The sequence below is a fragment of the Bradyrhizobium sp. WSM1743 genome (genome assembly GCF_000473065.1).
Classification (GTDB): domain Bacteria; phylum Pseudomonadota; class Alphaproteobacteria; order Rhizobiales; family Xanthobacteraceae; genus Bradyrhizobium.
The window spans coordinates 1-11,713 of record NZ_AXAZ01000019.1; the positions used below are offsets into that span (position 1 = coordinate 1).

An 11,713-nucleotide genomic window follows, 5' to 3' on the forward strand; every position below is an offset into this window, starting at 1 on the left:
TTGAAATGTGAATTGAAAGAATGCGACGTCGCCCCTTGCTCCGTCATTGCGAGCGCAGCGAAGCAATCCAGAATCCCTCCGCGGGGACACTCTGGATTGCTTCCGCCTTCGCCGAGGCTTCGGCGGACAAGTCGCTGCGCTCGCAATGACGAGGAAGAGAGAGCGCGCGCCACGCTCCGCTCTCGTGCCCCGGACGCAGCGCAGCGCTCCTTCAGCGGTGCGCTGCAGAGCCGGGGCCCACCTATCTACGTGCCGTGTGGCGCTGGGTCCCGGCTCTGCGCTGCAACGCTTCACGCGTTGCAGCTTGTCCGGGACACGCGAGATCAATGACCACGCTTCCGCGCCTCTTCGCCGTCCACCTCCGGCGCCATCGCGGCCCATGCACTGGACGCGAATTGCCTGCGCCAGGTCACGATCACCACGGCCGCCGTGGTCACGAACAGCACCCAGGGGCTGACGAACCAGCCGAGATAGCCGAGCGCGAAGAAGAACGCGCGCTGGCCGCGGTTGAAATGGCGGCCGGCGGATTCGAACAGGCGCGAGGTGCGGATGACATGGGCTTCGGCCTCCGGCGTGTCGCGCCGGTCAGCCGGCGGCATGCCGCCGAACAGGATCGCGACATAGTTGAACAGGCGATAGGCCCAGGCGAACTTGAAGAAGGCGTAGACGCAAATCAGCACCAGCCCGACGCATTTCAGCTCCCACATCGCGGGCGAGGTGCTGAGGTCGATCGGCAGCTTGCTCAGAATCGTGATCGCGTCGTTGGTGGCGTGCAGCAGCGCCAGCGCGCCGCCGAGCGCGAACAGGCTGGTGGAGGCGAAGAAGGCCGTGCCGTTCTGGAGCGAGGTCATGATCTGCATGTCGACCATGCGCGTCTCGCGGTCGAGCAACCGGCGCACCCAGACCTCGCGATAGCGGTTCATGCGCGCCGACAGGCTGTCGCGGCCATAGGTCGAATGTTCCAGCGTCAGGGCATAGGCCAGCCATTCGATGATGAAGAAGCCGACGGCGGCGATGTCGACCCAATGCCTGCTCATGTGTGTCTCCTGGCGAGGACCGCAACGATTGCCACGCATGAGGGGGCGCAGCAACGATTGATTGGCAGCAGGCGATGGCGTTAAAAGCGGCTCGCTTCAAAGCGTCTCGGGAAGGAATGATGACATGGCTGCGCTGAAACTCGCCATCGGCAACAAGAACTACTCGTCATGGTCGATGCGGCCCTGGCTCGCACTCCGCGCCAACGACATCCCGTTCGTGGAGACGCTGATCCCGCTCTACACCGACAATCCCGCGGACAAGGAGCAGATCCTGTCCTTCAGCCGCGCCGGCAAGGTACCGGTGCTGGTCGACGGCGACATCACGGTGTGGGATTCGCTAGCCATCATCGAATATATCGCCGAGCGCTACCCGGAAGTGAAGCTGTGGCCCGACGACGTCGCTGCGCGCGCGCATGCCCGTTCGGTGTGCGCCGAGATGCATTCCGGCTTCGCCGCTCTGCGCAACGAATGCGGCATGAATCTGCATCGGCCGATCCGCCCCGTGGCGCTGTCGGCGGACGCCAAGGCCAACATCGCGCGCATCGAGGAGATCTGGCGCGAGTGCCGCACCCGCCATGGCGCGAAGGGGCCGTTCCTGTTCGGCCGCTTCGGCGCGGCGGACGCCATGTACGCGCCGGTCGTGCACCGCTTCCGCACCTATGCGATCGAGGTGGCGCCGGACACCAAGGCCTACATGGAGACGATGACGGCGCTGCCGGCATTCCAGGAATGGACGCGCGACGGGCTGGCCGAGACGCTTCGGATCGCAAAGTTCGAGGACGCCTGATCGCTGGGTCCGAGGGGGCCGCCGGCCGCGCGCTGACGGGCGGCTCTCGTGGTCTGGAAATCGTCCGGGGCGACGCCTCACCTGGGGCTGCGACCGGCCTGCGACATGCCGCCTGAACGAGCGGCCCCGATGGTATCATCGGCCCGCCGGTTCCATCTCTATCATTCTGAAAGAACTGCAAAATTTGTGCGCTCGCCATGCCGGCATGGCGCTGGCCAAAACGGCGGGACGCGTGCTATACAACCGCCCGGGTTTCCGGCCGGCCATCGCAGTGGGACACTGGGCGAGGCAGGCGCTGTTTGAGTGATGGAGAGGGTGTTGAAGCACAAATTTCCCGTGGGATCGCGCGTCCTGTTCACGGCCAGCAATGTCGCGCGCCCCGCTGCCAGCGGCTCGTACGAGGTCATCCGTCTGCTGCCGACCGAAGGCGACGACTGCCAGTACCGGATCAAGAGCTCGACCGAAGCCTTCGAGCGCGTCGCCAAGGAAAGTCAGCTCGCGCTCTCCTGAAGGCTGACCGCACCCGCGCATTGGTGCCATCAGGGATTTGTGTCCTGCCGCCGTCAAAAGGCCCGCTTCACCTTCCCAAGGTGGGCGGGGGCAGCTGCCGGCTCGCGGTGCTCGCTTGACCATTCGCTCTTTGCTCGCGTGAGGGGACGTCGCGCATGAACTGGGCATGGGCCACTTCGCTCGACCAAATCTGGCGTTCGCCGGCCTTCCCGATGTGGATGACGCTGGCGGCTGCCGGATTCTTCGGATTGATTCTCCTGATCACGCTGCTACGCGCCGACAGATCGGTCGCCAATGGGGCGCTGACCGTCATTACGCTGCTATCCATCGCGATCGCGGGGGCAGCCACCGTGCGCGTCTATGGACCGGAAGCGCAGTCCGCTCCCGCCGAAGCGCGCGCGCAAGGTGCCGTGACCGCGAGCCTGCCGGCGCTGGCCTGTCTCGACGATCTCGCCGGCGATGCCGTCGCCGCCGGCTGTGAGAAGGCGCTGTTCGGCGCGCCTGACGCAGCGGCTGCGGCCGTCTCCTACACTGCCGCCAGGATCGACCGGCTGACCGCGCTCGGCGACGCCGCCACGGCCGAGAAGAGCCTGACACTCGACATGAAGGTGCTGCGCAAGTCGCTCGAGCGTGATCGCTACGGCCTTGTCGCGCACGTGCTGGTGGCGCGCGACGGCTGCACGCAGTTCGATTGCGCCGCGTTCCGCTCGCTGACCGACCAGCAGCGGGTCGCCGCCAACATGGACTCCCATCTCTACGACACGCTGGTCGCGCGCTATGCGCCGACCTGGAACACGCCCGCAACAGCGCCGGCGGTGCCGGCCACCGCTGCGCTCGCCGGGCTGCCGTCATCGGTGCCGACGGGCAAGCCCACCAATGCCGAGTTCCCGAGCGCTTCGTCGACGCCGCCGGTGAGCATCATGAATCCGGAACCGCCCACGGCGGCAACGCGCCAGGCGGCGCCGGCCGCAAATACAGCGGCGGCGCCGCGTGCGCCGGCCGCGGCCTCGGCACAGGCCGCAGCGCCGGCCGCGAAGAAGCCGCCAGCGCCAAAAGCTCCGCGTGCGCCGGCAGCCGCACCGGTTCCGCTCGCGCCGCCGCCGGCATCGGCCGCCGCTCCGGCTGCGGAAAACGAGTAGATCGGCATTCCAAATGCGTGGCTGCCCGGCTAATGCTTGGGCATGCCACTCCATCTGATCAAGCTCGCCGTCGGCTGCGACTCCGTCAAGGAATTGAAGGAGTGGGTGGCCGAACGGATGCAGACCGCCAGGAAGAAGGGTCTGCCCCAACATCACATCCACATCACCCGCATGGTGCCCAAGCGCGACGCCGAAATCCTCGCCGGCGGTTCGCTCTATTGGGTGATCAAGGGCGAGATTGCCGCGCGCGAAAAGATCATCGGCATCGAGCCGTTCCGCGACAAGGACGGCATCGGGCGCTGCCGGATCGTGATGCAGCCGAAAGTCATCTCGGTCTCGCCGCGGCCGATGCGCCCCTTCCAGGGCTGGCGCTATCTGACCGAGGATGCCGTGCCGGCCGATCTCGGCAAGTCCGCCGCCGGCTCCATTGCGGCGATGCCGGAGCCGATGCGGCGCGAGCTGCGTGACCTCGGGCTGCTCTAAACCGCGATATTGTCGATCAGCCGGGTGGTGCCGAGCTTGGCCGCGACCAGGATCCGCAGGGAACCGTCGTTGCGCGAGGTGACCGGTGCCAGCGTTGCGGCATGGCGGACCTCATAATAGTCGAGCGCCAAGCCCGCCGCCTTGATCATCTCGGCGCCGCCGGCCATCGCCGGCGCGATCGAATCGCCGGCACGGATGCGCGCGGCGCTCTCTTTCATGGCGCGGTAGAGGACCGTGGCGGTCTGGCGCTCCTCGGGCGAGAGGTAGACGTTGCGCGAGGACATTGCGAGCCCGTCGCGCTCGCGCACGGTGCGGGAGCCGATGACCTTGACGCCGAGGTCGAGGTCGCGCGCCATCTGTGTCACCACCCGGAGCTGCTGGAAATCCTTTTCGCCGAAGATCGCGACGTCAGGCCGGCACTGCGTGAACAGCTTGCCGACGACGGTGGCGACGCCGCCGAAGAAGTGCGGGCGGAAGCGGTCTTCGAGGCCGGCCAGCGCCGGCCCTTCCGGCACGATGCGGGTGGCAAAGCCCTCCGGATACATGGCCTCGACGCCCGGGTGCCAGACGATATCGACGTCCTCGGCGGCGAGCTTGGCGATGTCGGCCTTCCAGGTTCGCGGATAGGCGCCAAAATCCTCGGTCGGGGCGAACTGAGTCGGGTTGACGAAGATCGACACCACGACGCGAGTGGCGCGTCGCTTGGCAAGACGAACCAGCGACACATGCCCGTCATGGAGGGCCCCCATGGTCGGGACCAGCGCGATCGTGGCCTTTCGCTTGCGGAGATTATCGACGGCGCGTCGCAGGGCAGGGACCGTGCGGGCGATCAATGGGCTTGCTGACATCAGGACTCGGCGGATTGGGAATCGGCGAAAGGTGAGGGCATAGCGCCCGGCCGGCTAACCTTAACAAGGGCCGATCATGGACGCCATGCATCCGGATGCGGCACAGCATCCCGCGCAAGGTGGCGCAGCACGTCGCGACATTGTGGGCTGGATCACAGACGAAAGACGGCGCCGCGATTCATGATGAAGCAGGGCGCGCTGCGATTTGCATTACCTGTCACGCATTTCACTTGACCGCAGAGGCGGCCAACTCGAAGATATTCGTTAGGGGTGTTGAGGATCGCTATGCTTGTGCAGGCAAGCCAAGGCCAATCCGGCTCGGCGCATGTCGTCGTGCTCGGCAACGAGAAGGGCGGCTCCGGCAAATCGACCACCGCCTTGCACATCGCCGTTGCGCTCCTGAAGGCCGGCCAGCGGGTCGCCACCATCGACCTCGACTGCCGCCAGCAGAGTTTCACCCGCTATATCGACAACCGCGCCGCCTGGGCCCGCCGCACCAAGCTCGACCTCGAACTGCCGGTGCATCGCTGCATCAAGCTCGGCGAGACCATGCAGATCGCCGAGAACGAGAATTCCGAGTTCCAGCAGTTCATGGAGGCGGTCTCGGCGGTCGAGAGCAGCTTCGACTTCATCGTGATCGATACGCCCGGCACCGACAGCTATCTGATGCGGCTTGCCCATTCGATGGCCGACACCCTGGTGACGCCGATCAACGACAGCTTCCTCGATTTCGACGTGCTCGGCACCGTCGATCCCGCGAGCTACGCGGTGACGGGCGAGAGCCACTATGCCGAGATGGTGCGCGACGTCAGGCGCAAGCGCCGCCAGCTCGACGGCGCGACCACCGACTGGATCGTCGTGCGCAACCGCCTGTCCATGCTCGGCTCCCGCAACAAGCAGCTGGTCGCCGAGGGGTTGAAGGATCTGTCGCTGCGGCTCGGCTTCCGCTACGTCGACGGCTTCGCCGAGCGCGTCGTCTACCGCGAATTTTTTCCGCGCGGCCTGACCGCCCTCGACGAGATCGATGAGGCCACGCTCGGCATGCGGCCCAATCTCGGCCATCTCACCGCGCGGGAAGAGGTGACGAGCCTGCTCCGCCAGCTCAAGCTGCCGCTCGACGAGCGCGGCCGCCGCCGCGCGGCCAACCGGGCCGAGTGGTTCAGCCAAGTCGACAAGCCACTTGAAGTCCACGACATCCTCGGCGCCTGACGTCGCGGTATAGCGCTACTTTCAGCCGACCCGGGCCAACCACCGCCTCGGGAACCCGGCCGGCGCCTGGCGCGTTTTCATCCTGAACCCGATTGAAACCGGTTGCGTCGAATGGTGACCTGCACCCTGGCGTAGCGGTACGAGAATGGGGTGCTCACGGAACGTGTGCGACGCACAATGAAAGGGCTGCCGGGTCACAATATTTAGCCTTCCTGTCACGCTCCTGTGACATATATTAGGGAATAGGCGACAAGGGGCCGAAGAGCCCCGGAAGAACACGATTTTCAACAGGGATTCAGGCCGCTAAGGCCTGAGGCTGAGGACGAAAATGAAGCGTGGAATTGCCGTTCTGGTTTCGGTCAGTGCCCTCTGCGGCGTCGCCTATTTCACGGCGAGCAAGTGGGCGATCAAGCATGAGACTGTTACATTCTACGATGCCTCGCGCGACAACCGTCCGGTGCCCGTCTATATCGCGGTGCGCCGCGACAAGGAAATGCAGGCCAATGCCGGCTTGATCACGCTGCCGGTCGCCGTGATCAACCACGGCAACACCGTCAAGAACACGGAGTACGGCTTCCTCGCCAACATCTTCGCTGCGCGCGGCTACATGGTCGTGAGCCCGCAGCATGACTTGCCGACCGATCCTCCGATGGTGACCAAGCCCGGCGAGCTCTATGTCGGCCGGCTGCCGCAGATCCTGCGCGGCGTCGCCAACATCCATCTCGCCATGCAGGAGATGAAGAAGGTTCAGCCCAACGCCGACTACGACAAGGTGACGATGGTCGGCCACTCCATGGGCGGCGACATCACGATGTACTTCGCCAAACAGTATCCGGACGAGGTCAAGAAGGTCGTCACGCTCGATAATCTGCGCGTGCCCTTCGTGACCGCCGGCAAGTTCAAGATCCTGTCGTTCCGCTCCCAGGATCCGCAATTCAAGGCCGATGCGGGCGTGATTCCGACGGACGAGGAATGCGAGAAGGCGGGCATCCAGGTCGTGAAGACCGAGTTCCAGCACAACGACATGCGCGACACCGGTCCGGATGTGGCCAAGAGCTCGATCCAGAGCATGCTCGACAAGTTCCTGAGCGCGACTGACAGCGAGATCGCGCCGGTCGACACGCAATCGTCCCCGCCCAAGATCCTCGAGCCTGGTCCGGTCGCCCTGATGGCACCCGCCAAGAGCTGATGTACGAGAGCTGACCTACAAGAGCTGACGTCACCACTCGACTGCAGCGATCGTCAAAGCCTCCGCCGGCGCCGCCGCGGAGGCTTTGCGCATTGACCGGGCCGCATGCGCTGACCACATTAACCGTCCACGCAAGGTGCAAGCGATGTCGGGCGAACCCATCAAACCGCGCGGTCGCGATGCCGTCTCGGCGCAAGCAGACGGCGCGCTACCGAAAGCGGGGACCTCAACCTCGGAAGACATCTCCGCCTTCGTCGCCAAGGCGCGGGCACTGTCACCGCATGCACCGGGCGCGAAGGGACGGCTGATCTTTGCGCTGGATGCGACGATGAGCCGACAGCCGACCTGGGACATGGCCTGCGCGCTCCAGGCCGACATGTTTCGCGAAACCGCGGCGCTCGGCAGTCTCGACATCCGGTTGGTCTACTATCGCGGCTTCAACGAGTGCCGCGCGACGGGTTGGATCTCCGACAGCGCCAAGCTGGCGACGCTGATGAGCAAGATCGATTGCCGCGGCGGCGATACCCAGATCGGCAAGGTGCTGAGCGAGGCCCGGCGCGAGGCGGTCGCATCCGGCGTGCGGGCCGTGGTCTTCGTCGGCGATGCCATGGAGGAAGAAATCGACGAGCTCTGCGCCAAAGCCGGCGAACTCGGCATGCTCAAGGTGCCCGTGTTCGTGTTTCAGGAAGGACATGACGCGATCGCCGAGCGGGCCTTCCGCGAGATCGCGCGCCTGACTGGCGGTGCCTGGTGCCGGTTCGATCCCGGTGCGGCGGCGCAGTTGCGCGAGCTGTTGCGGGCAGCTGCGGCCTATGCCGCCGGCGGACGCGAAGCGTTGTTGAAGCTGGCCGGAAGCGTGAGCGGCGCGGCGAAGCTGATCAGCCAGATGAAGTAGCGATCAGGCCGGCGGCGATGGACGCCATGCTTTTTGACAAGAGGACGACTATATTCCGGCCATGACCCTGATCGCCGGCGCTGTCGCCGTTATCACGCTTTACCTGCTGCTCCAGATGTTCCGCGCCGCCAATCCGGCGGTGCTGGCGCGCACCATCAAGTTCGGCGGCGGCGTACTGGCGCTGGCGGTCGCGGCCTTCACGGGCTTGCGCGGCGAACTGGCGGTTGCAATCCCGCTCGGAATTTTTGGCGCCGGGTTGCTCGGCTGGACGCCACTGGCGAATGCCGGCTTCGGCAATGTCGGAGGGCTGTTCGGCGGCGGCGCGACGCGTCCGTCTGGGCAGGCCTCGCGGGTGCGCTCGCAATTCCTGGACATGCGGCTCGACCACGACTCCGGCCAGCTTTCAGGCCAGATCGTCGCGGGGCCTCACGCCGGGCGCAGTCTCGACGAGTTCGATCTCGCTGGCCTCTTGGCGATGGTCCCGACGTTCGACGCCGAGAGCGTGGCTTTACTTGAAAGTTATCTGGACCGCCGGTTTCCCGCTTGGCGTCAGAACGCGCAGGGCGATGCGGCAGGGCGGCAGCGCCGCACGGCGGCGAGCAGCAAAATGACGGCGGAGGAAGCCTACCAGATCCTTGGCTTGCAGCCGGGGGCGGGGCGCGACGACATCAGCCGGGCGCACAAGTCCCTGATGAAGAAACTCCATCCCGACCAGGGGGGCTCGACGTATCTCGCTGCCCGGGTAAACGAGGCCAAGGATACTCTGCTTCGCACGCATAACGGCTAACTCCGGCACCACGCTACAAACGCCCGTACCGCGTGAGCTCCGTTTGCTCTGTCTGCCGTCGCCCGCCTTGTCGGCGTGGTCGATCCCTTGAGCAAAGTTTTAACCCTAAATCCTTGACGAGAGGTTGTCGTGGAACAGCCTTGTCGTGAACGGCCTCGGCATCACCGCATCCCCGAAACGAAAATGCCCGCGCAAGGCGCGGGCATTTGGTCTGCAACGGAGAAGGAGATCAGTTGCGGACGGTGATGCAGGAGATCTCGGCGCGCTTCAGGGTGCGGCAGACTGCTTCGGCCTGGTCGCGCTCGAGCCCGGCGAAGCGGGCGCGGTAGAGCTTGCGATTGTCCTTGGCGACAACAGGCTCGGTGAACGGGTCAGCCTTGCTGAGCAGGCCGCGGGCCGAGTTGCGGGCGGCGTCGATGCGCTGCTGAGCTTCGTTCTCGCTCTCGAGCGCGCCGACCTGGACGATCCAGCCGCTGTGGGTGACGGCTGGCTTGGTGGTGGCGCTCATCTGGATCGGCTGCGGCGCCGGATCGGCGGACGCGAGCTTCGGAGCGGCAGGAGCGGGCGCAGCGGCGGTTGCGGCCGGCAGCACCCCGAGGATGCCGTTACCGGTGCCGAAGCCGGCCGGCTGCCGCGGCAGTTCGGTGCGGGCAATCTCGGCCTTCGGCGCTTCCGGCTGGCTCACCGCCTCCGGCCTGTTGATGAGATCCGCCCTGGCGACCACGGCGCCGGAGGTTTCCGCGACGTCGGAACGGGACGGGATGGTGCTGGTGACCGGCGGCGCGACCTGGACGCCGACCTGGGCGCCGACCTGGGCCGGGGCGGCGGAGGCGACCTTCACCGCGCCGGCCTTGACCTGAACCGTCTTGACCCGAACCGGCTTCATCGGTTCGGACGAGCCGGGGATGATGGAGAGCGGCTGGCTCGAGATCACGCCATTGGTGAGCGGCGCAGGCTCGATCTTGGACTCCGTCGGCCGAACTTCGGGTTTGGGCTGAGCCGGCGGCATCGCGGCCGTCGCAGCGGCCAGCGTCGACAGACGCGCGGCAAGGCGCGACGGGGCAGCCTCGGCAGCGGCGGCCTGGACCTGCGGGGCGGAGCGGGGAGCATCCGACGCATCGGCGACGTCGGTATTGGCCTCGGCGCCGTTGCGCTCCGTGACCGCGGCGACGGTGTGGACGGTTGCGCCCTTCTCGAGATTCTCCGCGAGCAGGTTGCGCATGATGGCGTCGCGCGAGCCGCCGCTGCGGCCGCCGAGCACAACGCCGATCAGGTGGCGGTTGCCGCGGCGCATCGAGGTGACGAGGTTGAAGCCGGAGGCGCGGGTGTAGCCGGTCTTGATGCCGTCCACGCCCTCGACGCTGCCGAGCAGGTGGTTGTGGTTGCGGATCGACTGTCCCCGCCAATTGAACGTCGAGGTCGCGAAATAGCGATAGTAGCGCGGGAATCGCTCCTGGATCGCGCGACCGAGCGTGGCCTGGTCGCGCGCGGTCGTGACCTGCTCGTCGTTGGGAAGGCCATTGGCGTTGCGGTAGACCGTCCTGGACATGCCGAGCGAGCGCGCCTTGCGCGTCATCATCTGGGCGAAGTCGTCCTCGTCACCGGCGATCGCTTCCGCGATCACCACAGCTGCGTCGTTGGCTGAGCGGGTGACGAGGCCCTTGATCGCGTCCTCGACGCGAATGGTCTGGCCGGCACGCAGATTCAGCTTGGTCGGATCCTGATCGGCGGCGTGCTGGGACACCGGCAGCTCGGTGTCGAGCTTCATCTTGCCGGATTCGAGGCGCTCGAACAGCAGATAGAGCGTCATGATCTTGGTCAGCGAGGCCGGATGGCGGATACCGTCAGGACTTGTTGCCTGCAGCACCGCGCCGGAATTGCCGTCGACGATGATGGACGCGAATTTCGAGCTGGAGCTCTCGGACACATCGCGCTGGACCCGGTGGTGCGCATAGTGTCGGCGATGGCGCCGCGCCTCCGCCGCATCGGTGGTGAAAATGACTGCGGTGGTGACCGTAAGAAGCCCGAAAACGCCAACCCGCGCCAAGCGCGAGGAAGACAAGTTTTTACGAAGCATGGAACCCCGTCCCCGTTTCTGACTTGATCACCGGCCCGTGAGGCGAAATTGTGCCCACAAGACCCGGGATCATTACCTGCTCAGGCTGTCCCTCCGCTTGTGTTCGCCGCGGGGGACGTTGGGCCTGAGCCGCTGTTCTGGCTAAGGTGATGTTCTCAAACGGCTTTTGGCCGCTCGCGGAAGTGAACACGTCCAGGGAATCAGGGTAGGGGGCCGCGGTTTCCAAAAGCTTAAGGAACCCTTGCGGGAAAACCCGGAAATCTCCGCGATTTGCATCTAGTTTTGTGCGATGCACAAGATTCTTGACTTTGTTGTGCGTTGCACTAATTATGGGCACCGTCAGGGAGCCGGGGCTTCCCGACGCGAGCCAGGGAAAAGGATTCCGACATGTTCAAGGTTGAAGACTTTCAGAACTACGGGAAAGAGCAGTTCGAGCAGTGTGTTGCCTCCGCGACCTCGGTGCAGCACGGCCTCCAGGCGATCGCCAGCGCCTATGGCGACTACACGAAGAAGTCGTTCGAAGACACCAAGTCCTTCGTCGAGAAGCTTTCCGGCGTGAAGTCGCTGGACAAGGCCATGGAAGCGCAGACCGATTTTGCCCGTTCCACCTACGAGACCTTCGTTGCGGAATCGCAGAAAATCGCCGGCCTCTACGGCGACCTCGCCAAGCAGGCGTTCAAGCCGGTCGAGACCATCGTGTCGAAGTTCACCCCGGCCGCTCAGTAACGTTTCAGGACATCCTGGAATCGAAA

Annotated in this window: 12 protein-coding genes; 9 read left to right on the top strand and 3 right to left on the bottom strand. The window is 65.5% G+C overall.

Annotation, left to right across the window (positions count from 1 at the left end):
* Positions 1–323: 323 nt before the first annotated feature.
* On the bottom strand, positions 324–1,037 hold the full coding sequence (locus tag YU9_RS0114995; protein WP_027573580.1) for a DUF599 domain-containing protein: 714 nt from the start codon (positions 1,035–1,037) through the stop codon (positions 324–326).
* Between the two features lie 124 nt (positions 1,038–1,161).
* Here YU9_RS0114995 and YU9_RS0115000 point away from each other — a divergent pair, with 124 nt between their 5' ends.
* The 4 genes from YU9_RS0115000 (at position 1,162) to YU9_RS0115020 (ending at position 3,956) form a co-directional block, all read left to right on the top strand.
* Positions 1,162–1,824 (top strand): glutathione S-transferase family protein, encoded by a 663-nt coding sequence (locus YU9_RS0115000; RefSeq protein WP_027573581.1) that lies wholly within the window; start codon positions 1,162–1,164, stop codon positions 1,822–1,824.
* 306 nt (positions 1,825–2,130) lie between these two features.
* A complete protein-coding gene (locus YU9_RS0115010; RefSeq protein ID WP_029674288.1) occupies positions 2,131–2,334 on the top strand; it encodes a hypothetical protein in 204 nt (67 codons plus the stop codon).
* Positions 2,335–2,489: 155 nt separating this feature from the next.
* Positions 2,490–3,473, top strand: coding sequence for a hypothetical protein (locus YU9_RS0115015; RefSeq protein ID WP_027573582.1), 984 nt, complete (start codon positions 2,490–2,492; stop codon positions 3,471–3,473).
* Positions 3,474–3,515: 42 nt separating this feature from the next.
* On the top strand, positions 3,516–3,956 hold the full coding sequence (locus YU9_RS0115020; RefSeq protein WP_027573583.1) for a DUF1489 family protein: 441 nt from the start codon (positions 3,516–3,518) through the stop codon (positions 3,954–3,956).
* Here the strand turns inward: YU9_RS0115020 and panC are convergent.
* Entirely contained in the window at positions 3,953–4,804 is an 852-nt protein-coding gene (gene panC / locus YU9_RS0115025; protein ID WP_027573584.1) for a pantoate--beta-alanine ligase, read from the bottom strand. The genes YU9_RS0115020 and panC overlap by 4 nt on opposite strands.
* Before the next feature lie 285 nt (positions 4,805–5,089).
* On the opposite strand from panC, the gene YU9_RS0115030 reads away from it, so the two are divergent.
* The 4 genes from YU9_RS0115030 to YU9_RS0115045 all read left to right on the top strand — a co-directional run bounded on the left by YU9_RS0115030 (position 5,090) and on the right by YU9_RS0115045 (position 8,884).
* Positions 5,090–6,013 carry a division plane positioning ATPase MipZ gene (locus tag YU9_RS0115030; protein ID WP_027573585.1) on the top strand — a complete coding sequence of 308 codons (924 nt, stop codon included), beginning with the start codon at positions 5,090–5,092 and terminating at the stop codon, positions 6,011–6,013.
* Between the two features lie 328 nt (positions 6,014–6,341).
* Positions 6,342–7,202, top strand: a complete 861-nt coding sequence (locus YU9_RS0115035) for an alpha/beta fold hydrolase (RefSeq protein ID WP_027573586.1) — start codon at positions 6,342–6,344, stop codon at positions 7,200–7,202.
* 145 nt (positions 7,203–7,347) lie between these two features.
* Positions 7,348–8,097 carry a hypothetical protein gene (locus YU9_RS0115040; RefSeq protein ID WP_027573587.1) on the top strand — a complete coding sequence of 250 codons (750 nt, stop codon included), beginning with the start codon at positions 7,348–7,350 and terminating at the stop codon, positions 8,095–8,097.
* Positions 8,098–8,158: 61 nt separating this feature from the next.
* The gene (locus tag YU9_RS0115045; RefSeq protein WP_027573588.1) at positions 8,159–8,884 is read left to right on the top strand and encodes a DnaJ domain-containing protein; all 726 of its coding nucleotides are present in this window, start codon (positions 8,159–8,161) and stop codon (positions 8,882–8,884) included.
* 229 nt (positions 8,885–9,113) lie between these two features.
* Here YU9_RS0115045 and YU9_RS0115050 read toward each other — a convergent pair whose 3' ends face one another.
* Complete coding sequence (locus tag YU9_RS0115050; RefSeq protein WP_027573589.1) at positions 9,114–10,961, bottom strand: D-alanyl-D-alanine carboxypeptidase; 1,848 nt, start codon at positions 10,959–10,961, stop codon at positions 9,114–9,116.
* Positions 10,962–11,348: 387 nt separating this feature from the next.
* Between YU9_RS0115050 and YU9_RS0115055 the strand changes: the two genes are divergently transcribed.
* The gene (locus tag YU9_RS0115055) at positions 11,349–11,687 is read left to right on the top strand and encodes a phasin family protein (RefSeq protein WP_027573590.1); all 339 of its coding nucleotides are present in this window, start codon (positions 11,349–11,351) and stop codon (positions 11,685–11,687) included.
* Positions 11,688–11,713: the final 26 nt, after the last annotated feature.